Consider the following 23,682-nt stretch of genomic DNA (forward strand, 5'->3'; position numbering starts at 1 on the left):
TCAGTCTCCCAGCGGCAGGTGATCGTCGCCGCCACGGTATTCGTCGAGAGCGAGTTTAATCCTTCGAAGCCGCTCCTGGTTGTCTTCAGGATTGGCCAGCGCCAGTTCGGTCGCGAGCACGTCGATGGCCAGCAGCATGCCGTAGCGCGCCGCCGTCGGCTTGTAGATGAACGAAGTCTCCGCACTTTGCAGCGGCAGGACGATGTCGGCGAGTTCGGCCAGCGATGAATCAGCGAGAGTGATGGCGAGGATGCGCGCACCGTAGTTGCGCGCCAGCTCGACGGTCTCCAGCAGTTCCGGGGTAATGCCGGTCAGCGAGCAGACAATGACCACTTGCTCGGCGTTCAGGCTGGCGGCGGTGACGCGCATCATCACCGCGTCATGACACACCGCAATCGGATAGCCGAGGCGCACCAGGCGCACCTGCAATTCATCGCTGCACAGGGTCGAGCAACCGCCCATGCCGAACGCATGAATCATCCGCGCCTGGCCGAGCAATTTCACTGCATCGGCGAAGCGTGACTCGTCGAATCCGGCCAGATGCTGACGCAACGTGGTCTCGATATCGCCAACGATCTGCCCGTAAAACGCCGACTGTTCCGGGGTGCCCGCCGGGTCGAGAAAACGGCTGCCGACGCCGCTGGCCTGGGCCAGTTGCAAGCGCAGGTCACGCAGGTCGCGGCAGCCAACCGTGCGGGCAAACCGCGACAGCGTGGCGGTGCTGACTTCGGCGCGTTGCGCGAGGTCTTCGAGGCTGGCGGAGGCGGCAAATCCAACGTCGTCGAGCATCAGCCGGGCGATGCGCCCTTCGCCGGCGCTGAAGGAATCCTGACGGGCGCGGATCTGATAAAGGATGTCCATGGCGGATGGCTCCGGTTACAGCAGGTAAGAAAGTCCGACGGTCAGACCGAAAGCGACCAGCGAGATCAACGTCTCCAGCACGGTCCAGGTCTTGAACGTCTGCGCGACCGTCATGTTGAAGTATTCCTTGATCAACCAGAAGCCGCCGTCGTTAACGTGGGAAAAGATAACCGAGCCCGCGCCGGTCGCCAGCACCAACAGTTCCGGGTGTGGATAACCCAGACCAATGGCCACCGGCGCGACAACGCCCGAAGCCGTCGTCATCGCCACGGTGGCCGAACCGGTGGCGATGCGCATCAACGCGGCGAACAACCAGCCCATGATCAGCGGTGACAAATGAAATTCGTGGGCGAGGCCGACGATCTGATCGGTGACGCCAGCGTCGACCAGAATCCGGTTCAAACCACCGCCAGCGCCGACCAACAACGTGATACTCGCGGTCGGCGCCAGGCATTCATTGGTGAATTTGAGGATCGATTCCCGGTTGAATCCCTGGGCGATACCCAGCGTCCAGAAGCTCAGCAAAGTCGCCAGCAACAGCGCGATCACCGAGTTGCCGATGAACAGCAGGAATTGATTGAAACCGCTGCCCGGTGTCGAAATCAGGTTGGCCCAACCACCGATCAGCATCAACACCACCGGCAACAGAATGGTCGCCATGGTGATGCCGAAACCTGGCAGCTTGTCCCGTGGTTCGCGGTCGAGAAATTGCTTTTCCAGCGGGTTATCCGCTGGCAATTGAATGCGCGGCACGATGAACTTGGCGTACAGCGGGCCAGCGATAATCGCCGTCGGAATACCAATCGCAATCGCATACAGCAGGGTCTGCCCGACCGATGCCTGATAGGCCTGCACCGCGAGCATCGCGGCCGGATGCGGCGGTACCAGCGCATGCACCACCGAAAGGCCGGCGACCATCGGCAGACCGACCATCAAAATCGACACACCGACGCGCCGCGCCACGGTAAAGGCAATCGGTACCAGCAACACAAAACCGACTTCGAAGAACAGCGGCAATCCGACCAGAAACGCGATACAGACCATCGCCCAGTGCGCATTCTTCTCGCCGAATTTATCGATCAAGGTGCGCGCCATCTGCTCGGCGCCACCGGACTCGGCCATCATCTTGCCGAGCATCGTCCCCAACGCCACCACCAGCGCAATATGCCCCAGCGTCTTGCCGACCCCCGCCTCATAAGCACCAACCACACCTGACGGCGGCATCCCGGCAACCAGCGCCAGACCGATGGAAATCAGGGTGATGACAATGAACGGATTAAGTCGGTAACGCGCGATCAGCACGATCAACGCGATGATAGCCACGGCGGCATAAACCAGCAGCCAATAGCCGAAGGACGGTGTCATGCGGTACTCCTCGAAAGGGTCACGTTCGAATGGGTTGTGAAACTCATAAATCATTTCGAGATCGAGTTTTCAAACGCCATGAAAGTAATTTTCGTGGAGAGACAAGGTTTGTCGCGGATAGATATGTCTTGTCGCGACTAATGAAAATTGATGGGCCGGATTTTCATGTGCATCTGTCAAATACAAAAACCTGTGGGAGCTGGCTTGCCAGCGATGACGGCTGCACATTCAACAATGATGCTGACTGTTCGACCGCTATCGCTGGCAAGCCAGCTCCCACAGGTTCGGGCGTGTTTACATGGGCGGTGTCGGGCTCACACCATTTCGTTACGAATCCATTCAACCACCGACGTACGTTTCGGCGCCCAGCCCAGCAGTTCGCGGGCGTGTTTGCCGCGTACGCGGCTGTTGGAGCCGAGGCCGTAGTTGGCCATTTCGTAGCCCCATTCGGCTTCGGCGTCTTTCAGTGGCCAGTCTTGTGGCTCGCCGAGGTTCAGAGCCTGGGCCATGGCGGTGGTCATGTCGATGAACGACGCTTCGCCGCTTTCGACGAAATAGAACGTGCCCGGAACGTTTTTGGTCAGCGCCAGCAAATACAGGGCGACGACGTCTTCGATGTGCACGTTGGACCAGATGTTCTGGCCGCTGCCGACATGCCGGACCACGCCGCTTTTACGAGCCTGTTTCAGCAGACGCGGCAACTGCACGCTGTCGCGATTGACCCCGAGGCTGTGGCCGTAGATCAGCGTGTTGCAGATGACTGCCGAGTTCACGCCGTCCTTTGCAGCAGCGAGGATCAGGTTGTCGATGGCCACACGGGCGGCTTTGTCGACAGTCGGCTCCGGCAGGTTGTCTTCGTAGTAGATGACGTCGCTGGATTTACCGCCCGACGCATCGCCGACGATGCTCGAACCGCTGGTGTGCAGGAATACTTTGTTCGAACCGCGCAAGGCGTCGAGCAAGGCTTCGACTGCGCCGCGATGGTCGCTGCTGGCGGCGTTGATCACCGCGTCTGCGGCGCGGGCCTGTTCAGTGAGCAGGTTTTTGTCATCGAGGGTGCCGATAACCGGGGTGATACCGAGTACTTTCAGCTCTTCAGCCTGTTCGGCGCTGCGCACCAGGCCGGTGACTTTATGCCCGGCCTGAACCAGACCGGTGGCGATCGAGCCGCCGATAAAACCGGCGGCGCCGGTGACGAATACGTTCATGGAGAAACTCCCTGCGTGAGTAAGTGATGGGACGAGTATCGACCGCTGAGCGCGAGGGAAAAACCCGCCCTCGCCCAATTCACTCTTGCGCAGAGGTCACGAATCAGCCCTTGAAATCGGCGCTGGCGTAAGCAGCGAGTTTGCTCTGGATGAAGTCGAGGAAGCACTGAATCCGCAGCGCCAGTTGCGAGTTGCGGTAGTACACAGCGTTGATCGGCTGGCGATAACCGCTGTTGAACTCCGCCAGCAACACCTTCAAGCGTCCGGCGCGAATGTCGTCGATGGTCATGAAGTGCGACAGGCAGGTAATGCCCTGCCCCTCCAGCGCCAGATGCCGAACGGTCTCGCCGCTGGAGGCGCTGATGGCTGGCGTGACCGGCCAACGGTCGCCGTGCACATAACGCAGCGGCCACTGGTTGAGGCCTTCGTTCTGAGTGAAGCCGAGCAAGGTGTGTTGATTGAGGTCGGCCACGGCCAACGGCGCGCCGTGTTTTTCCAGATAGGCCGGGCTGGCGACGATCAGCAACGGACTGCAACCCAGCGAACGCGCGTGCAGCGTCGAATCGGCCAGGGTGCCGATGCGGATGGCGACGTCGGTGCTTTGTTCCAGCAGATCGATGATCAGGTCGTTGCTGTTGAGTTCAAGCTGGATGTCCGGGTAGAGCCGGCGGAATTCGTCGATGTACGGCACGACGGCGTGCAGCATGAACGGCGAGGCGGCGTTGATCCGCAGGCGTCCGGAAGGGGTTTGCTGGCGTGAGGACAGGCGTTCTTCGAGTTGGTCCATTTGATCGAGGATCAGTTTGGATTGCTCGAAGAAATACTTGCCCTCTTCGGTCAGGTCCATGCGCCGCGTGGTGCGGTTGATCAGCGTGGTGTCGAGCTTGGCTTCGAGCCGCGACAAGGTGCGGCTGACCGCCGAGGGCGTCTGTCCGACTTGTTCGGCAGCGGCGGATATCGAACCGCACTCGATCACGCAGACGAAAATCTGCAACTCATCGGATCTGGCTTTCACGGGTGTCCCTTTTCAATAGCCGGCACCATTCCATTGTGGAGAGTGTAGGTACTTGTGGCGAGGGGATTTATCCCCGTTGGGGTGCGAAGCGGCCCCGCTCTGGACTTTTCAAGGAGGGGACTGCTGCGCAGTCCAACGGGGATAAATCCCCTCGCCACGGTAAATCTCCTTATCCCGGCAAACCAAATCAAGCCTTGAGGCCAAACACCTTGGTCAGATGCTGCTCATAACGCGCCACATCGTTCTCGATGTTCGGACGTTTCATCACGTCCACACACAGGAACGTCGGCAGCCCGGTCATGCCCAGAAACTCATTGGCCTTGTGGAACGGGAAGTACACCGCGTCCACACCTTTGGCTTCAAAGAAATCAGTCGGGTCATCGAAGGCTTGCTGCGGTGCGTTCCAGGTCAGCGACAGCATGTATTGCTTGCCCTGAATCAAACCACCGCTGCCGTACTTCTGCGACGCATCGGAACGGGTGCGACCGTCGCTGGCATAGAGGCTGCCGTGGCCTTCGGTAAAGACTTCGTCGAGGTACTTTTTCACCGTCCACGGCGCGCCCATCCACCAGCCCGGCATCTGATAAATGATCACGTCGGCCCAGAGAAACTTGGCGACTTCTTCGGCGACGTCATAGCCCTCGTCGATGAAGGTGGTTTTGACGTCGACGCCGCCGCGATCCAGCACGCTCAGCGCCGCTTCGTGCAGGGTGGCGTTGTAGCGACCGTCGGAGTGGGCGAATTTTTTACCGCCATTGAGCAACAGGACTTTTTTCACGGGAGAGCCTCGATCGGATTCCGATGCGCAGCCATTGGCTGGATGGAGAAAGGAAAATTGAATGGCGGCAGATTAACGATCGGCCTCGCGCGGAATAAGCCGTGGCTGCGCAAAATACATTTGAGCAAAACGCACGAATCGACAGCGGATTGTTGCCGTAGCATTCGCAGCCATCTGATCTTGAGGAGTTTTGCGATGAGTGAACGTCTGGGTTTTATCCTGCACGCCAAGACCCGCCCGGAAAAATCCGCGGCCTTCGAAGCACTGTTTCGCGCCTACGTTGAGCCGAGCCGCAGCGAACCCGGCTGCATCGAATACCACATGCTGCGCGACAAGGAAGATCCGTCGCTGTTTATCTTCTACGAGATCTGGGCATCCCAGGCGCATCTCGATGTGCATTCGAACTTGCCGCACATGACGGCGTTTTTCGCCGAACGCATGGACTATCTGGAACGCGATTTCGATATCCGTCAGATAGAAATGCTCAGCGCGTCTTCCGCTAGCCGCTGATCAGCAGATGGGCGCCGAGCGCGCCCAGACCGACAAAGAACACTCGTTTGAACAACACCGCGCTGATTCGCTGACGCAACCATTGCCCGAATAGCATGCCGAGCACGGCCGGAATCAGCGCCAACAACGAGGCGCTCAATTCCGCACCGCCGAGAGCGCCACGCCACAGCAGACCGCCAGCCAGTGCCAGGGTCGAGACGGTGAACGACAGGCCCAGGGCTTGCACCAGTTCATCGCGGTTCAAACCCAGCGCCTGCATGTACGGCACTGCCGGAATCACGAACACGCCGGTGGCCGAGGTGATGACGCCGGTCACCACACCGCACAGCGGACCGAGCCACGGTTCATGCCGAGGATTGACGCTCAGTGTCGGCAGCAACAATCCGCTCAACGCATACAGCAACAGCGCCGCGCCCAAGGCCCGCACCACCCAATGCCCGCCCGCCATGCCGATCGACACGGTGCCGATAGCGGTGCCGAGGAAGATCATCAGCAGCATCGGCCACAGGCGTTTGATCAGTCCCTTCAGATGGGCGCCAAACGCCAGTTGCCAGATATTGGTCAGCGTCGCCGGAATGATCAGTAATGCAGCTGCCTGTGACGGTGCCATAGCCAGACCGAGCAAGCCCATGGCGACAGTGGGCAGGCCGAGGCCGATGATGCCTTTGATCATTCCGGCGAGGATGAAGGTGGCGATGACCAATATAGACAAGGCCAGACCAAGGTTTTGATAGAAATCTGCGAGTGTGTTCATGGCGCTACTGTGCGCTGGTCGGGGCTGGCTGAAAATCTGCCATATACTGAGGCTGCCTCTCTCATTAAAAGAGGCTGAAAAAACTTGAGACTACTGGCTTCATCGCCAGCAGGCTGGCTCCCACAGGTTTCGCACTCACCTCCGATCCACTGTGGGAGCTAGCCTGCTAGCGATAGGGCCCGCCCAGACACCACAAAAACCAGAGGCTGCCCGATGCACTTCGACCTCACCGACCTGCGCCTCTATCTGCACATCCTCGACACCGGCAATATCACCGCCGGCGCCGCCCGCAGTCACTTGTCACTCGCCGCTGCCAGCGCACGCATCCGTGCGATGGAAGCGTCGCTGGGCACCGAGTTTCTCGACCGCGGCCGCCGTGGCGTCACCCCGACACCTGCCGGTAAAGCACTGGCGCACCACGCACGCATCCTCCTGCAACAGGCCGAACGCATGCAGCAGGATCTGGCCGATTACGCCCAAGGCGTCAAAGGTCAGGTTCGCCTGCTGTGCAACACCACGGCAATCACCGAGTACCTGCCCGAAGTGCTGGCAGATTTTCTGCGCCAGCACCCCAATCTCGATATCGATTTGCAGGAACTGCCCAGCGCGCGCATCACCCACGCCTTGCGCCAGGGTGCGGCAGATCTCGGTATCGTCTCCGACGCGGTGGACACCAACGGCCTACAGACTCTGGCATTTCGTGACGATCCTTTAGTGCTGATTCTGCCCCTCGATCATCCTTTGGCCGACGCCGTTGACGTCACTTTCGCCGACAGCCTGCGCCATGACTTTGTAGGACTGAACGTCGACAGCGCACTCGCGGTGTATCTGGAAGAACAGGCCTTGCACGGCGGTTCCCGCATGCAGATCCGCATCCGCGCCGACGGTTTCGACGGAGTCATGCGTATGGTCGCCCGAGGTGCGGGGCTGGCCATCGTGCCGCTGGCGGCCGTCGAGCGAGCGCCAGCGCAATCCTTCAAATGCCTTGAACTCAACGAACCGTGGGCACGGCGCACCCTGCAACTCTGCGCCCGGGATTTCGCCGCGTTGCCGGGTTATGCAAAAGCCTTGTTGCAGGCCTTGACGGCTCAGGCGTGAACTTGCAAAGCGCGTTTCTGAGCAGGTTGATGTCGAGCACAGACAACTGACCGCTGCCCGGGCGCTATACGGTGCTGTTTGTTTTCTCTCAGCCCACTGCCCGGAGTTCCCATGACCGCGACCGCACCTATCACCGTTCTGCGCGACACCCACCCGCTGCCGGTACTCGATGCCTGCAAATGGGAAAAACTCGAAGGCGACCCGCACACCGTCAACCTCAACGCCTACACCAGCGAAGATGGCAGCAAGATCATGGGCACCTGGATTTGCACGCCGGGCAAGTGGTATGTGGAATACGTGAAGTGGGAATACTGCCATTTCCAGGAAGGCTACTGCGTCATCACCCCGGAAGGCATGGCGCCGATCCATCTGCGTGCCGGGGATATTTTTGTCATCGAACCGGGGATGAAAGGCACGTGGGAGGTGGTCGAGACCGTGCGCAAATATTTCGTGTTTGCCTGATGCAAAAAAGCCGGGAGATCACCTGTGGCGATTCCCGGCAAATGTACTGATGGCCACGATAGACCCTGTGGTGAGGGGATTTATCCCCGACCGGCTGCGAAGCAGTCGCAAAACCTGAAGGCTCGGTTTGACTGATCTTTCGCGGGGGCCGCTTCGCGACCCAACGGGGATAAATCCCCTCGCCACAAGAGCCCGATTGCCCGGGCTCTTGTGGTGAAGGTTACTGCGGCTTGCGATAGCTATTGATGATCGCCGAGAAGTCCTTGCCCCCCTCCCCGCGCAAGCTCATCGCCTGATACAACTGCTGCGCTACTGCGCCGAGCACCACCGGTTGGTGCGCCTGACGTGCAGCTTCGGTCGCGAGGCCCAGATCCTTGAGCATCAGTTCAGCACCAAAACCACCGGTGTAACCGCGTGATGCCGGCGCCGTTTCAATGACCCCCGGCCACGGGTTGTAGGTGTCCGAACTCCAGCAACGCCCGGTCGAACTGTTGATGATCCCCGCCAGTACGCCGGTATCGATGCCCAACGCATCGCCGAGGGCCATGGCTTCGCTGACGCCGACCATGGAAATCCCCAGCAGCAGGTTGTTGCAGATCTTGGCAATTTGCCCGGTGCCGACGTCACCGCAATGCACGATGTTACGGCCCATTTGCGCCAGCACCGGTTGCAGAGTGGCGAACAGTTCCGGGGTGGCGCCGACCATGAAGGTCAGCGTGCCTGCCGCCGCGCCGCCAGTGCCGCCGGAGACCGGAGCATCCGCCACGGTCACGCCTTGTTTGGCGGCTGCCGCTGCCACATCGCGAGCGGTCTGCGGATCGATGGTGCTGCAATCCACCGCCGGCACGCCTTTGCCGATGCCGGCCAGCACGCCATCCTCACCCAGCCAGACGCTGCGCACATGCACGGCGGCGGGCAGCATGGTGATGACCAGTTCGGCATCCTCGGCGGCCTCGCGGGCCGTGGCGCGAATGCTCCCGCCGAGTTGTTCCAGCTCCGCCAACACGGTTTTGTTCAGGTCAACCAGGTTCAACGAGTGGCCGGCCTTGATCAGGTTGCGCGCCATCGGCGCGCCCATGTTGCCGAGGCCGATAAATGCGATTTTCATGGCAGTTCCTCAGCGCAGATTGATAGTGGTGTTCACGCCGTCGTTGACGCTGTCGTCATCAAACCAGCGCGCCGTAACGGTCTTGGTCTGAGTGTAGAACTGCACCACTTGTTTGCCGTACGGGCCGAGGTCGCCGAGTTTCGAACCACGGGAACCGGTGAAACTGAAGAACGGCACTGGCACCGGAATCGGGATGTTGATGCCGACCTGACCGACGTCGATTTCGGTCTGGAATTTGCGCGCTGCAGCGCCACTCTGGGTGAACAGGCCCGTGCCGTTACCGAACGGGTTGGCGTTGACCAGCGCAATTGCCTGATCGAGGGTGTCGACTTCCAGTACCACCAGCACCGGGCCGAAGATTTCCTGGGTGTAGATCTGCATGTCGGTGGTCACCCCGGAGAACAGGGTCGGGCCGACAAAGTTGCCTTGCTCGTAACCCGGCACGCTGATGTCGCGACCATCGAGTTCGAGCTTGGCGCCTTCCTTGATGCCGCTTTCGATCAAATCAAGAATTCGCGCCTTGGCTTTTTTCGAGATCACCGGACCGACATCGGTGCCCGCCTCGTTACCGGCGTTGACCTTGAGTTTCTGCGCCAGTGCTTTCAGATCAGGCAACCATTTTTTCGCCGCACCGACCAGCACTACCACCGAGGTGGCCATGCAACGCTGACCCGCCGCACCGAAACCGGCGCCGACCAGTGCATTCAGCGCTTGCTCGCGATTGGCATCCGGTAGCACCACGGCGTGGTTCTTCGCGCCCATCATCGATTGCACGCGTTTGCCATGTTTGCCGGCGAGGTCATAAACGTGGGTGCCGACAGCGGTCGAACCGACGAACGACACGGCTTTGATGTCTTTGTGCGTGCACAGGCCATCAACCACATCTTTGCCGCCATGCACCACGTTAAGTACGCCAGCCGGAACGCCAGCCTCAATCGCCAGCTCCACCAGCAGCAGCGTCGATAGTGGGTCCTGCTCGGAAGGCTTGAGCACGAAGGTGTTGCCGCAAGCGATGGCCATCGGGAACATCCACAGCGGAATCATCGCCGGGAAGTTGAACGGGGTGATCCCGGCACATACGCCGATTGGCTGACGCAGGGTGTAGGTATCGACGCCGCCAGCGACGTTTTCGGCGAACTCGCCCATTTGCAGAGTGCCGATGGAGCAGGCGTGCTCGACCACTTCCAGACCCCGGAAAATATCGCCCTCGGCGTCGGCAATGGTCTTGCCCTGCTCGGCGCTCAGGACCACGGCGATGCGCTTGGAGTGTTCGCGGATCAGCGCTTGCAGCTTGAGCATGATGCGCATGCGGGCGCCGATCGGGGTCAGCTTCCAGGTCTGGAAGGCGCGTTGCGCGGCGCTGACGGCAGCGTCGACTTCAGCCGCGGTGGCGAACGGGACTTTGGCCAGCACTTGCTGGGTCGCCGGGTTGACGATGTCGTGCCATTCGGTGGACTGCGATTCGACCCATTCACCGTCGATCAGCAGTTTGACCTTTTGTACGGTGGTCTCGTTGGGCGTAAGCGATGCGTTCATGCTGGTCTCCGGAACTTGTTTTTATCGTAGGGAGCCAAGGCGAGAAGTTCGCCTTGCTATGAGGCGTGTACCGCGAATTGGTTGTCGGACTGTTTTTGGAGTATAGATGTGCAAACTTCTAATAAGAACGCACATAAAAGCCCGTCCATCATGCAAAAAAACATCACCTCTTTAGGTTCGCTGAACTGGGACGACCTCAAGTTTTTTCTCGAAGTCGCCCGTACCCGCAAGGCCAGCACCGCGGCCAAACGCCTGGCGGTCGACTACACCACGGTGTCGCGGCGCATCAGTTCGCTTGAGGCTGCGCTGGGGACGTTATTGTTCGAGAAATCACGCACCAGCGGCTTCGTGCTGACCGCCGAAGGTCAGCGTTTGCTGGGTTATGCCGAGTCGATTGAAAGCACGCTGCACATGGCCTGCGAGCAAGTGTCCGGCTCCGGCGTCGCGCTTTCCGGACATGTGCGCATGGGCTGCACCGAAGGTTTCGGCAGTTTTTTCATCACCCCGCAACTCAGCCACTTCGTCGATGCTTACCCGGCGATCTCGGTGGATATCCTGCCGCTGCCGCACTTCATCAGCCTGTCCAAGCGCGAAGCTGACATCGTCATCGCCCTCGAACGCCCGGAGCACGGGCCGTACGTCTGCTGCAAACTCTGCGACTACCGTTTGCAGCTGTATGCGACTCAGGACTATCTCGACAAACACCCACCGATCCGCCGCCCCGCCGACCTGGGCAAGCATCAATTCATCAGTTATGTGGATGACCTGGCGTTCAGCTCGGAGCTGCTGTATCTGGCGAACGTGCTGCCGGGGGCCAATGCGCATTTGCGCAGCACCAGCGTGATCGCGCAATTCGTCGCGGCGCAGCAAGGACGCTCACTGGCAATTCTGCCGTGCTTCCTCGCCGCCCAAGACCCGCGCCTGCTGCCGGTATTGCCAGCGGAAATCGACATCACCCGGCAGTTCTGGATGTACTGCCGGGAGGATCTGCGCAAGCTCAAGCGGATTACCCTGTTGTGGGATTACATCCGTGAGGTGACCGAGCGCAATCAGCCGCTGTTGATGGGGGAAAGCCGGGAGATGCAGTTCGCCGATTAATCGGCGCTGACCACAATCGCCACCCGGCGGTTTTCCGTACGACCCGCCGCCGTGTCGTTGGAAGCCACCGGTTCGCTGCTGCCCAGGCCCTGCAACTGAATGTTCTGTTCTTTCATGCCGACTGTGCCCAGCACCTTGGCCACACTCTTGGCGCGGCGCAGGGACAGTTGCTGGTTGTAGGTTTCCTTGCCCGAGGCGTCGGTGTGGCCATCGACACGCACCCGCTCGATGCCGACACCCAGCAACGCCTTGCCGATACGCTGGACGATTTCGGTGCTCTGGTTGTTCAGGCTTTCGATGTCACTGCCAAACAGCACTTTGCCCGAAAGGCCGAACTCCCAGCCTTCGTCGGTCAGCTCGAAACCTTGTTGCTTGAGCACGGCGACTTGCGCCGGGGTCAGGCCTTTTTGCGGTGCAGTCTGGCAACCGGTGAGGGCCAGTGCGGCCATCAACAGCAGTGCGGAAAACAATCGAACGGGAAGTGTAAACACGGGAATCAGCTCCTGGTTTGAACGGAATCTACCGGGTGCTCCGACCCGGCGGTGAATTGGGCGCCGCGAGACAGGCGTTTGGCTTGATACATCGCCGCATCGGCGGCATTCAGCAAGGCACCCGGCGTGGCGCCATGATCGGGGTAAACGGCAATACCGATACTGAGCGAAGTCACGACACTGGTATCGCCCGGCAGCGCGATGGGCATGTCCATGCTGGCGAGAATCTTGTCGGCGATGCGCTCGGCGTCTTCGATCTTGTGCAGCGGCGCGAGCAGCACAGCGAATTCGTCACCGCCCAGACGCGCGACCAAGTCCTCTTCGCGCAATTGCGCACGCACCCGGTTGGCGACGGCAACCAAGACTGCATCGCCAGCCGCGTGCCCGAAGTTGTCGTTGATGCCTTTGAAACGGTCACTGTCGAGAAACAACACCGCCACTCGCTCATTGAGCTTGCCAGCATTGCGCAGGGCGCGGATCAACCGGCCTTCGAAAAACGCGCGGTTCGGCAAACCGGTGAGGCTGTCGTGACTGGCCTGATGGGCAAGGGTTTCGTTTTCGCTTTGCAGGTTGTTCTGCCAGGACTCCAGTTCATCGAGCAAGGCATTGAAGTCGTTACCCAGGTTGTCGAGTTCGGCGATTTGCGCCGGTGGCGCACGCCGATCCAGCGCTCGTTCGCTGCGGGCGGCGTGAGCTACAGCTGCGAGGCTGTGCAGCGGGCCGATAATCCCGCGTAACTGCCGGCGCGCCAGATAGAGCGCAACCCAGGCACTGATCGCGGTACAGAGAATGATCCCCGCCAGACCGCTCAGCAGAAAGCGCATCAGGCTACCGCCGTGGCCCGTGAGCAATACATGACCGATTTCGCGGTCCTGATGGATGATCGGCAGATTGATCGGTTTTTCCAGAATGGCGCGGGTGATCTGCATTTCGAGGTTGGAGAACAAGCCATTCTCCGGTCGCTGCCAGCGCGCCAGCAACTGGCCTTGTTCATCCAGTACCTGGGCGTCTGCCACTTCTTCAGTGGAAGCGATCAAGGCCAACGCTTCAGTCGCGGCACTCTTGTCGTTAAACACCACCGCCGCCTCGACGGTGTAGCTGATCGAGCGGGCGATCAGATGCAGGTTGTGATCGGCATACACCCGCAGCGCCAACACGCCCAACAGGGTCAATGAAACGCTGGCCATCGTCACGCCCACCAGCGCAACGATCAAGTGCCCACGGCCGATGACCGAGCCCAGTGTCGGACGAGTATTGGATCTGAACAGCTTCATGGCGCCGCCGCTTTGCGGCGTGACAACTGCAGCACGCTTGGATGAATGCGCACGCCGCTACGGGCGACAGAGTCGAGATTGACTTCGAAGGACACCTGATCGTCACCAACTCGCAGGCAGAACAGACTGCCAACGGTGCACTGGTCGCCACCTTCACTGATGCTCAGCACCGGGTGTCCGATCAGCGAGGCAAACAGCCGACTGCGTTCATCGGCGGTGAGTTTGCCGATGTACACCGCATCGCATTCACTGACGATGGCCGGGTTGTCGGCCAGCAGTCGGCGCACGGTGACCGGTCGGCCAGTGGCTTGGGTGGTGCCTTTGACCAGATCGTCGGTGTACTCGGTTGGGCCGACGATGCACAGACGCAACTGCGCAGGCTCCACCGGCCAGCGGGCGTAACTGAGGATGCCCAAAACCACTTGAGTGACGGATTTGGCCCGTTGTTCGGCCACGCCCGTCGGCGTTTGTGGTTGAGCGACGGCCACGCCCGTCAGCAAACAGAGCAGACCGACAAGCAACGCCTGCTTGCAGCCAACCACGCGCTCTGTCGCCCAGACAGCCAGCTTCATGCAGGTATTCTCTTGGATCGTACAGAAATGATGCCGCAACGATAGCACAGCGTTGAAACGCCAGCGATACAGCGCCCTCTGACTGACCGGTCAAGTTAACGCCGCCGCGCATTCACTGTTTTCAATCCCGAGGCGCGACAGCCTCTTCCAGTTCCAGCATCAATCCGCTCAGACGCTTGACCTTGCGCTGCACCGCCTCTTCAAACACCCCGGAGCGTGGCTCGATCAGGGTAAACCAGTGCTTGGCACGGGTAATCCCGGTGTAGATCAATTCCTTGGTCAATACCGGGTTCAAGGCATCCGGCAGAATCAACGCGGTGTGGGCGAACTCCGAGCCTTGGGATTTGTGCACAGTCATGGCATAGACGGTTTCGACATCATTGAGCCGACTTGGCAGTACGAAGCGCACACCACCGCGACCGTCGTTGCGCGGAAACGCCACGCGCAACACCGGTTTGCCCGCCTCGGGCCCATCGCGCTCCGGCAACTTGAGGGCAATGCCGATATCGCCGTTCATCAAGCCCAGACCGTAGTCGTTGCGGGTCATCAATACCGGGCGACCTTCATACCATTGCTGATCGCTCTCGATCAGCCGCGCCCTGAGCAAGGCCTCGGTGATGCGCTGGTTCAAGCCTTCAACGCCCCATGGCCCCTTGCGCACCGCACACAACAACTGGAAGGCGTCGAACGCCTGCAACACTTCATGCGCCCATTCGATCCAAACCGGGTGTTCGAGTGGCCTGTCAGCGGGCGGCCGCTTATCTCGCAATACGTTCAGGTAGTGGCGGTACCCCACAGGGCCATTGCCATGGCCATCGAGCAGCAAACGCTCGAGCTTGTGATCGTGTTCACCCTTGAGCGGCAGGGAAAACACGTCGTCATAGTGGCCCGCCGCGAGCAGTTGACGTGCCTCTTCCGGGAGCTGTTGATTGACCCGACGTGCGAGCTGGCCGATGCCGCTTCCCTCACCGAATCGTCGGGAGTGGCGCAGCATCACCAGTTGCTGGGCCAGTGGATGAGAGCCATCGTTGTCCTCATGTAAACCGCTGTCCTGCAACGACTCACCGCTTACCGACTCCAGCCATTGTCGAGTCTGTGGGTTGTACCAACCCGCCTCGGCATCGCGACACAGATCGCCGAGCACCGCGCCGGCCTCCACCGATGCCAATTGATCCTTGTCACCCAGCAACACCAGACGCGCATGGGCTGGCAATGCATCGAGCAGATTGGCCATCATCTCCAGGTCGATCATCGACGCTTCATCGACCACCAACACATCCAGCGGCAAGCGATTACCCGCATGGTGGCGGAAGTGTCGAGTGCCGGGACGACTGCCCAACAAGCGGTGCACCGTGGTCACGTCACAGGGGATTTTCTCCCGTACGGCTTCAGAGACTGTCAGCGACTGGACCTGCTGACTGATGGACTCGGTCAACCGCGCCGCGGCCTTGCCAGTCGGGGCTGCCAGACGAATCCGCAGCGGCTGGCCAGCCTCTACCGCAGGCGCTTGCAGCAGTGCGAGCAAACGCACCACCGTGGTGGTTTTGCCGGTGCCGGGGCCACCGGTGACGATGCTGAAAGCACCTCGGGTGGCGAGGGCACAGGCGAGTTTTTGCCAGTCGATCGGCCCTCCTGCCTTGGCCGGGCCAAACAACTCATCCAGCCGTTGAGGCAGATCTCCAGGCGCCGCTTCTCCTTGGGCGAGACGTTGACGCAAGGCCGTATCGATACGCCGTTCATAAGCCCAGTAGCGGCGCAAATACAGGCGTTTTCCGGACAAGACCAGCGGACGCTGCTGCGCCGGCTCGCTCCCGTCAGCCGCCAGCGCCACCAGCGAACTGGCCGCCAACACCTTGCACCAATGAGCGCCGTCGAGCGCTTCGAGCAATTGCGAAGGCAGCAACAAAACCCCGCCTTGCACATCACCTTCGGGCGGCAGCGACAGGGCGAAATCCGGCGCCTTCAGTGTTTCGAACAGATCCAGGCAGACGTGCCCATGACCGAGTTGATGACTGGTCAACGCAGCCGCGAGCAACACCAGCGGATCGACCTCGGGCGCAAGCTCATGCAGAAACGCGACGAAGGCTTTGTCCAGCGAACGCAGCCAGCCCCGCTCGACCCAGCGCGTCAGCAAAAACAACAAATCATCGGCGCGGGTCAGGGGCGACAGCGTCGACAAACTGTCGGCTGCCAACGGCGTCGGCAGCAGATCGGCGAAGGTGCGGCTCATAGCAAGACTCCCTGTTCCCACGCGGGTTCGGCTTTGGGTTCCGGTTTGCCCTGGAACAGACGATCCAGACTCTCGATCAATTCCCGTGGCGGACGTGCGAAATACACGCCGCGACTGTCCGCCCGAGTGCCGCGCAAGAATAGATACAACGCACCGCCGACATGCCGGTCGTAATCGTAATCGGCAAGCCGCGCCTTGAGCTGACGATGCAACGCCAGCAGGTACAAGACGTATTGCAGGTCATAGCGGTTGTCGAGGATCGACTGTTCCATGGCCTGCTCGGTATAGGCCAGATCGTCGACACCCAGCCAGTTGGACTTGTAGTCGGCCACGTAATAACGACCGTCGTGCTCGAACGTCAGGTCGATAAAACCCTTGAACATGCCGTTGAGCTGCACCGGCTCGGCCGCCACCCGCGCCACGCCGTTGTGGGTGTGCTTGCGCACCAGTTCGTCGAGTTTGACCACGTCGACTTTATGGCTGGCAAACCAGAACTCCATCTCGACCCGGTACTGCTTCAATTGCTCAAGAATGACCGGTGGCTGTCCGGCAACGGCCGGCAACGGGGATTTGAGCAAGTGGGCCATCCAGTCGCTCAACGTGGTGATCCAGCCCTCCCAGCCGCGCAGGTTACAGCGGCGGGCGATCGCATCTTCCAGTGCCTCGTGGGATACGGAAAAACCTTCATCACCCGCCCATTCCAGTAACCCGTGGAGAAACGTCCCCGGATTCGGACCACGCGGGAATCGATGAATATCTGCGCCGCCGGTGATGCTTTCTCGCGGCGCGTCCGGGTCGAGGCGTTCATCATCGAAGAGTTTTTGCGCCTGCGGACTGTCTGGAGCCTCATCGCTGCCGACACTCAGCACATCACTGATGCGCAAGGCGCTGTAAGACGCAATCCACCAGTTTTCACTGGCCTTGCGCTTGGGCAACAGGGTTGCGCTCAGCGTCGCCTCGTTGCGTGGGGGCAGGTAATGCTCGTCACTGGGCTGGGGCATGTCACCGATATCGATGACCGGGCAGTTTTCTTGCAGATCACGTAACCAGACATTCAAGGCTGTCGACTCGCCCAGTGATGCACCACCGCCAAGCAAATACCCGAGCGCGGAAAGATGCAGCACCGAGCTGTTGTTATTGCCGCGTTTGAGATCCGTCACACCCAGCCAGCAGGCATGCTGCGCACGAGTCAGTGCGACGTAGAGCAATCGCAAATCCTCTGCCAGGCGCTCGTCATCTGATTGCGCAATCAGTTCGGCAGTCGGCTTCAGGCTCACCTGCGCCTTGCCCGACGCGTCGTGATAATGCAGCGGCAAGCGGCTGCCATCCACCGGTTTTGCCGAGCAGATGAAAGGCAGGAACACCAACGGATACTCAAGACCCTTGGACTTGTGAATGGTCACGACCTTGACCAGTTGCTCATCACTTTCCAGACGCAAAATCTGCTCTTCACCAGCCTGACCGGATAACGCCAGATGCTCGGCCAAATGACGGATCAACGCTTGCTCGCCATCAAGTTCTGCGGCGGCCTGCTGCATCAGCTCCGACAGGTGCAGGAGGTTGGTCAGTACTCGCTCACCATCACTGCGAGCCATCAAGGTTTGCGGCAGATGGAAATCGTGCAACAGGCGGCGCAGCATCGGCAGCACACCTTGTTTGCGCCAGAGTTCGCGATAGCCACGGAACTGCATGACGCGCGTTTCCCAGACCAGTTCGTCCTGATTCAGACGCTCCAGTTCGGCCAACGGCAGGTTCAGGGTGATGCAGGCCAGCGCGGCTTTCAGCGAGCGCTCGACGTCCGGCTCGGCACAGGCCTTGAGCCAGGACAACAGGTCGTGAGCCTCCTGCGCGGCAAACACCGAATCCTTGTCTGACAGGTAAACGCTGCGCACGCCACGGGCGGCCAGTTCACCGCGTACCGCTTGAGCCTCTTTGCCATCGCGAACCAGGATCGCGATATCCGATGGTCGAACGCCCCTGAAGTCTTTGCCTTCCTGAGAAAAACCAGCCCGGCCAGTCTGCCCGCCATTAAGTAATGAGGTGATCTCACTGGCGCATGCTGCCGCTAGCTGCTGGCGATACACCACACCTGACAGCGGTTGATCCGTTGGCAGGTGCCAGACATTCAGCGCCGCGACATCTGCTCCGGCAATCTGGAGTTTCTCTTTGCGTCCCTGAGATTCAACAGGGAGAAAGGGAACCGGGTTTTCACCAGTCTTCTCCCGAAACAAAAACGCGCCGCGTCCCTGCTCTCGGGACTCGGCGCGTTCGAATACATGGTTTACCGCTTTGACCATGCCATGGCTGGAGCGGAAGTTGGTGCCCAGCGTATGCAGTCGGCCAGTAGTGGCCTGGCGAGCGCGCAGGTAGGTGTAGATGTCTGCGCCACGGAATGCATAAATCGCCTGCTTGGGATCGCCGATCAGGAACAGGCCCGTTTCTGGATTGTTGTCCTCGATACGGTAAATGCTCTCGAAAATCCGGTACTGCACCGGGTCGGTATCCTGAAACTCATCGATCAACGCTACCGGAAACTGCTCACGGATCAATGCCGCGAGGCGTTCGCCGCCGTCAGCCTGCAAAGCCGCGTCCAGGCGCAAAAGCATGTCGTCGAAACCCATCTCGGCGCGACGCCGTTTCTCTTCTTCAAAACGCGCACCGACCCATTTGGCGGCATGTTGCAGCACGGCGGCATCGGGTGTTGGCAATGAATCGAGGCTCGACTTGAGTCCCGGCATCGCGTCGAGTCCAGGATGACTCGGTGCTTGCCCCTTCCAGGCTTCGGCCATGCCGTCGGGAGTCAATCGGGTGAAACCGGTGCCGATATCCAGTTGCTCCAGCGACTCGTCTTCGGCCCAGGCCTTGAGCTTTTCAAACCATGGCTCAAAGTAGCGCGCCTGCATCTTGCGACCATCGACAGCTTTGCTTGCAACGCCTTCATGGCAGATGGCGAGCAACTCATCCGCCCAGTGGCGCCAAGGCTGTTTCAGTTCAAGCAAGGCAGCACGACGCTCTTGCAGACATTCTTCGATCAGCTCCACTGGAGCTTTGCCTTGATCACTGTCGCGCTCACTGGCAAATAGTCCGCGAACCCGAGGTAGCAAAGCCGCCGGGCCGCCCCAGTTGTTGCGAACCCAGTTCAGCGCATCGCCCTGCATCGGGTAGCAAAACAGTCGCCAGTAATCGCGCAGCACTTCGCCGAGCAAGTCACTGTGGTCGGTTTCCAGGGATTGGGTGAACAGACTGCCGCTGTCGAACGCGTGCTCGCGCAACATCCGCTGGCACCAACTGTGGATGGTCGAAACAGCGGCTTCGTCCATCCATTGCGCGGCGATGTCCAGGCGATTGGCGCAACCGGACCATTGCTGCGGATCAAACTGATCGCGCAGATCAGCGATCAGTCCGTCAGGCGCAGGTGTCTCGTCACGGAAAAAGCGTGCGGCCTCGGCCAATCGTGTGCGAATTCGCTCGCGCAGTTCTTTGGTCGCCGCATCGGTGAATGTCACCACGAGAATCTGCGGAGGCAATAGCTCGCGGCCGAAGCCGTTCGACTCACCGCCGTGCCCGAGGATCAGTCTTAGATATAGCGCAGAAATGGTGAAGGTCTTGCCAGTGCCGGCACTGGCTTCGATCAACTGGCTGCCGTGCAGCGGGAATGCCAGTGCGAGAGGCGTCTTGGTACTCATGCGCGAGCCCCTTCGCTGGTCAATGAACGCCAGGGTGCTTCAAGTAATGGACGATACAAGGCGTCGCACCAACCGGAAAAAGTCTCGTCCGCCAACAGGGCATCAAAGTCGCTGAATTGTCGGGACAGTGCCGGGCTTTCGCGGCGCTCGCCTTCGCTTGTCTGACCGTCACCTTCGTAGGCTTTGCGGGCAGCCGCCTCTGCTTTCAATGGATCAGTCTGGGACAGCCAAGCGAATGCAGTTTTTACTGCGATTGGTAATGGCTGACGCATTCCCGCCTGCCACGCGAGCAGAAGATCACCGAGGATGCGCAGCGCCCCGTCGCGCTCCATGGGTTCCAGCAACAACGTGTCGTCGCTCGCCACCAGCGCGGTCGTCAGCGAAAGTCCACTGGCACAGGCCACAAGGTGATTGACCCACGGTCTGGTCAGACGATGCCATTTTCGGCTTTTGATCGAGCCAATGCTGTTGGGAATTGTCGTGACCGAGAGCAGGCCTCCATCAGATCGTTGATGCAAACCTGCGAGCCAACCTTCGAGGCGTAGACCCTGTAATTCAAGAGCGATTGGCAGCGCACTGGTCAGCGGCGTCGGCCATAACGCGAGTAGCTGTTGAAAGCGTTGCAGCAGATCAGGAAGCGGTTCGATCAGTTCCCGCTGCAGGCATTCGCCAAAACCGGCCATCGGCAGCAAGCCACTGTTTTGCAGGCGGCGGGCCTGAGCTTCGAGCGCTTGCTCGGTGTTGTCCGGCTGCCTGAGAGCTGCTTCCAGCAAGCTGTCGGCGAGCGTATAGCGCTGAAGTGCGTCGAGCACGAATGGCTCTTCGTCGGCCAATGGCGCTTCGGCGGCTTCGAAATAAACTTTGAGTCGCTGAGTGAAGAAGTGCCGAACCGGGTTACGCAGGAAATCCTGCAACAACGCCAGGCTCAACGGCTCCTCTTGAATATAAGGATCGAGTAACTCCGCTTCCCCTTGGGCTGCGTGTGGCTGATGCAGCACCTGCCATTCGCGGGCATAGCTGAAGAGCTGATCGCCCTCGTGGAAATAGCGGGCGCTGAAGGGTTGCAGTGGATGCTCCTCGGTCATTTTTTCCAGCAAGCTCTGGCTCTCGTCGACCAACCGCCAACCGCTGGCGAGGTGATCTCGCAACTGGCCAATCAGCACCGAAGCAGGTCGCTCGCTGTTGTCGCGAATGCTACGCCCGACCCAACTGATGTAGAGCTGATTGCGCGCGGAAAGCAGTGCTTCGAGCAGTAGATAGCGATCATCTTCACGTCGGGAGCGGTCACCCGGGCGGTAATCGCTGCCCATCAGGTCAAAGTCCAGCGGCGGTTGCGCACGCGGGTAATCGCCGTCGTTCATACCCAACAGGCAGACCAGTTTGAAAGGAATCGCGCGCATGGGCATCAGCGTACAAAAATTCACCGCGCCGGCGAGAAAACGCTGAGACAGTCGGCCTTGGTCCAGACCCGCAAGCCAGGCTTCGCGAACGACTGTCAGCGGTAACTGATCTGTCAGCCCGACTGAATCACAGGTCTCCAGCCAGGTTTCTCGAAGTTCCTCAAGTTGGGTCAGCAAGTAGTCATCGTGCTCGTTGCTGGCTTTGAAAAACAGCTGCATCAGAGCTTGCAGACGCTGGCCCCACTCTTTGGGTTCGGCTGGTTGGGTGAGCTCGTGATGTGCGAGTTCCAACGCGTCGAGCAGGGCAACCAATGGACCGATCAACGCAGCGTCCAGACCGCCGATTTCATCGTAAGGCTCGATGCCCGAGCAAGCAGTGGAACTGCCGACGGCGTAACCGAGCAACATGCGGCGCAAACCGAAGTGCCAACTGTTTTGCTCAAGCTCCTCCGGCAAGCCCAAACCTGCACGTTGCTCGGCACTCATGCCCCAACGCACACCCGCGCCTTCGATCCAGCGATGCAGCGTCGGCAGGTCGCGCTCTTCGACACCGAAACGGGCGCGCAATGCGGGGACGTCAAGCAGATCGAGAATCTCACTGACCGGGAAACGACTGTCCGGCAGTTTGAGCAGGTGCTCAACCGCGATCAGCAATGGGTCGCGGCCACGCTGCCCTTGGTCCGCCAGGGTGAATGGGATAAAGCGTGGATCATGTCGATCAAGTTGACCAAACACCGCGCGGATATGCGGCGCATAGCTGTCGATGTCGGGCACCATCACGATCACATCGCGGGGCCGCAAATCGGCATTGGCGCTGAAGCGTGCGAGTAGCTGATCGTGGAGAATCTCCACTTCACGCTGGGCGCTGTGAGCAATGTGAAAACGGATCGACTCATCTTGAGTCAAATCGACAGCAGGCCAGTAGTCACGAGTCTCGTTGAGTGGCCGCAGTTCCAGAATGTCATCCTGAAGTTGATTGAGCAGGTTCTCTGGTTGAGTCTCGCTGAACAGATCGATGCGCCCATCACGAAATGCTGCGCGATAGCTGTTTGGATCGTCGTAGCTATCGAGCAGATTGATGTAGTCGCGACCCTGCTTGCCCCAAGCCGCGAGCAGTGGGTGGGCGTGCTGATGCAATGCGTCAGGATCAAGGACGACCGGCATACCCTGTTTGCGGCTCTGACGTTTGTATTGATGCCGCAGCAGATCTTTGTCCGCGACGATATCGGCCCAGTGGTGACGACAAGGGTTGTGGACACACAACAAAACCTGGCTGAAACGGGCAAGACCCGCGAGCGCTTCAAGCACTTGCGCCGGCAATGAAGAAATCCCGAAAACGATCACTCGCGACGGCAGCCCAGCGGGGGCTTTTTCCAGTGTGTTTATGCGCTCTATAAATCGTTGGTGCACACCGGCGCGACTCTGCGCCATGCCTTGTTCACCCACATCCTCAAGCAACGCACGCCACAACTCAGCCTGCCAGCAATTGGTAGGGGATAACGGTTTGGCTTCACCTCTGACATTTCGCAGTTGGTGACGCCCTTCAGCCCAATCTTCAAGCCAATCGGCGCGGTACACCTGGTATTGGTCAAAGAGATCCGCCAAACGCTCAGACAGCTGATAGCGCTTGCGCAAGTCGGTGTCGTTAGTGAGGAAGCGCTGGAGCGGTTCGAAGTGCGGCAGATCGATGACCTGCGGCAGCAGGCGCATCAGGCGCCAGGTCAGTGGCGCTTTATCGAGCAGGGATTTGACTGGGATTTCATCCCGGCCCAAAACCATACGATAGAGCTGCCACATGAAACTGCCGGGTAATTGCACGTCAATGGCCGCTGCGATACCGCAGCCACCGAGGTCATCATCCTGAGGGTCTTCGGCCAGTGCCAGCTTGAGCCATTGAGCGATACCGTTGCTCTGGACCAGGGCGATTTCATTCTCGAGGGGAGCCAGCGTATAACGCCGCATTATGCTGATCACCAAGCTGCGCAGTTCGTCCAGGCTATTGCTCTGAACCACCATGAATGCAGCGTTGAGGGACTGGGCGTCCGGCATAAAGACTTCCTTGGAAAAGTACAAAAGCTAGGGCAGAACCTTAGCACTGTCGGCAGGCTGTGACAGCCAGACGGCGTCCGCGAATGCTGTAAGAACTTTCTCGCAGGCAAAACAAAACCCCAACTGCTTTCGCAATTGGGGTTTCGGAATTTAATCTTGACGATGACCTACTCTCACATGGGGAAAC

Annotated in this window: 18 protein-coding genes; 4 read left to right on the forward strand and 14 right to left on the reverse strand. The window is 59.9% G+C overall.

Annotation, left to right across the window (positions count from 1 at the left end):
- From ACIOZM_RS19485 to ACIOZM_RS19505, 5 genes are all read right to left on the reverse strand, one after another.
- On the reverse strand, positions 1-861 hold the full coding sequence (locus tag ACIOZM_RS19485) for a MurR/RpiR family transcriptional regulator (protein ID WP_401216424.1): 861 nt from the start codon (positions 859-861) through the stop codon (positions 1-3).
- Between the two features lie 15 nt (positions 862-876).
- Entirely contained in the window at positions 877-2,226 is a 1,350-nt protein-coding gene (locus ACIOZM_RS19490; protein ID WP_166220365.1) for a GntP family permease, read from the reverse strand.
- A 314-nt stretch (positions 2,227-2,540) separates the two neighbouring features.
- Positions 2,541-3,434 (reverse strand): NAD-dependent epimerase/dehydratase family protein, encoded by an 894-nt coding sequence (locus ACIOZM_RS19495; RefSeq protein WP_401216425.1) that lies wholly within the window; start codon positions 3,432-3,434, stop codon positions 2,541-2,543.
- Between the two features lie 103 nt (positions 3,435-3,537).
- On the reverse strand, positions 3,538-4,449 hold the full coding sequence (locus ACIOZM_RS19500) for a LysR substrate-binding domain-containing protein (protein WP_401216426.1): 912 nt from the start codon (positions 4,447-4,449) through the stop codon (positions 3,538-3,540).
- A 187-nt stretch (positions 4,450-4,636) separates the two neighbouring features.
- Positions 4,637-5,227: an NAD(P)H-dependent oxidoreductase gene (locus ACIOZM_RS19505; protein ID WP_401216427.1), complete on the reverse strand. Its 591-nt coding sequence runs from the start codon at positions 5,225-5,227 to the stop codon at positions 4,637-4,639.
- 195 nt (positions 5,228-5,422) lie between these two features.
- On the opposite strand from ACIOZM_RS19505, the gene ACIOZM_RS19510 reads away from it, so the two are divergent.
- A complete protein-coding gene (locus ACIOZM_RS19510; RefSeq protein ID WP_401216428.1) occupies positions 5,423-5,737 on the forward strand; it encodes a putative quinol monooxygenase in 315 nt (104 codons plus the stop codon).
- On the opposite strand, the gene ACIOZM_RS19515 is transcribed toward ACIOZM_RS19510, so the two are convergent.
- Positions 5,727-6,491, reverse strand: a complete 765-nt coding sequence (locus ACIOZM_RS19515; protein WP_401216429.1) for a sulfite exporter TauE/SafE family protein — start codon at positions 6,489-6,491, stop codon at positions 5,727-5,729. The genes ACIOZM_RS19510 and ACIOZM_RS19515 overlap by 11 nt on opposite strands.
- Before the next feature lie 213 nt (positions 6,492-6,704).
- On the opposite strand from ACIOZM_RS19515, the gene ACIOZM_RS19520 reads away from it, so the two are divergent.
- Both ACIOZM_RS19520 and ACIOZM_RS19525 read left to right on the forward strand, forming a co-directional pair.
- On the forward strand, positions 6,705-7,589 hold the full coding sequence (locus ACIOZM_RS19520) for a LysR substrate-binding domain-containing protein (protein ID WP_401216430.1): 885 nt from the start codon (positions 6,705-6,707) through the stop codon (positions 7,587-7,589).
- Between the two features lie 111 nt (positions 7,590-7,700).
- Positions 7,701-8,051: a cupin domain-containing protein gene (locus ACIOZM_RS19525; RefSeq protein ID WP_236480390.1), complete on the forward strand. Its 351-nt coding sequence runs from the start codon at positions 7,701-7,703 to the stop codon at positions 8,049-8,051.
- 220 nt (positions 8,052-8,271) lie between these two features.
- On the opposite strand, the gene mmsB is transcribed toward ACIOZM_RS19525, so the two are convergent.
- Positions 8,272-9,159 (reverse strand): 3-hydroxyisobutyrate dehydrogenase, encoded by an 888-nt coding sequence (gene mmsB, locus ACIOZM_RS19530; protein ID WP_401216431.1) that lies wholly within the window; start codon positions 9,157-9,159, stop codon positions 8,272-8,274.
- Positions 9,160-9,168: 9 nt separating this feature from the next.
- Positions 9,169-10,695, reverse strand: coding sequence for a CoA-acylating methylmalonate-semialdehyde dehydrogenase (locus ACIOZM_RS19535; RefSeq protein ID WP_401216432.1), 1,527 nt, complete (start codon positions 10,693-10,695; stop codon positions 9,169-9,171).
- Between the two features lie 150 nt (positions 10,696-10,845).
- Between ACIOZM_RS19535 and ACIOZM_RS19540 the strand changes: the two genes are divergently transcribed.
- Positions 10,846-11,793 carry a LysR family transcriptional regulator gene (locus ACIOZM_RS19540; protein ID WP_401216440.1) on the forward strand — a complete coding sequence of 316 codons (948 nt, stop codon included), beginning with the start codon at positions 10,846-10,848 and terminating at the stop codon, positions 11,791-11,793.
- Here ACIOZM_RS19540 and ACIOZM_RS19545 read toward each other — a convergent pair.
- The 6 genes from ACIOZM_RS19545 to recC all read right to left on the reverse strand — a co-directional run bounded on the left by ACIOZM_RS19545 (position 11,790) and on the right by recC (position 23,495).
- Entirely contained in the window at positions 11,790-12,242 is a 453-nt protein-coding gene (locus ACIOZM_RS19545) for an OmpA family protein (protein WP_401216441.1), read from the reverse strand. The genes ACIOZM_RS19540 and ACIOZM_RS19545 overlap by 4 nt on opposite strands.
- Positions 12,243-12,289: 47 nt before the next feature.
- Positions 12,290-13,558, reverse strand: coding sequence for a diguanylate cyclase domain-containing protein (locus ACIOZM_RS19550; protein WP_401216433.1), 1,269 nt, complete (start codon positions 13,556-13,558; stop codon positions 12,290-12,292).
- The gene (locus tag ACIOZM_RS19555; RefSeq protein ID WP_401216434.1) at positions 13,555-14,130 is read right to left on the reverse strand and encodes a YfiR family protein; all 576 of its coding nucleotides are present in this window, start codon (positions 14,128-14,130) and stop codon (positions 13,555-13,557) included. Before ACIOZM_RS19555 ends, ACIOZM_RS19550 begins: the two co-directional genes overlap by 4 nt.
- A 121-nt stretch (positions 14,131-14,251) precedes the next feature.
- Positions 14,252-16,360 carry an exodeoxyribonuclease V subunit alpha gene (recD, locus tag ACIOZM_RS19560; RefSeq protein ID WP_401216435.1) on the reverse strand — a complete coding sequence of 703 codons (2,109 nt, stop codon included), beginning with the start codon at positions 16,358-16,360 and terminating at the stop codon, positions 14,252-14,254.
- Positions 16,357-20,046: an exodeoxyribonuclease V subunit beta gene (gene recB, locus ACIOZM_RS19565; protein ID WP_401216436.1), complete on the reverse strand. Its 3,690-nt coding sequence runs from the start codon at positions 20,044-20,046 to the stop codon at positions 16,357-16,359. Before recB ends, recD begins: the two co-directional genes overlap by 4 nt.
- Positions 20,043-23,495 carry an exodeoxyribonuclease V subunit gamma gene (recC, locus tag ACIOZM_RS19570; RefSeq protein WP_401216437.1) on the reverse strand — a complete coding sequence of 1,151 codons (3,453 nt, stop codon included), beginning with the start codon at positions 23,493-23,495 and terminating at the stop codon, positions 20,043-20,045. Before recC ends, recB begins: the two co-directional genes overlap by 4 nt.
- Positions 23,496-23,682: the final 187 nt, after the last annotated feature.

It is taken from the genome of Pseudomonas sp. NPDC087346 (assembly GCF_044744235.1).
Taxonomy (GTDB): Bacteria; Pseudomonadota; Gammaproteobacteria; order Pseudomonadales; family Pseudomonadaceae; genus Aquipseudomonas.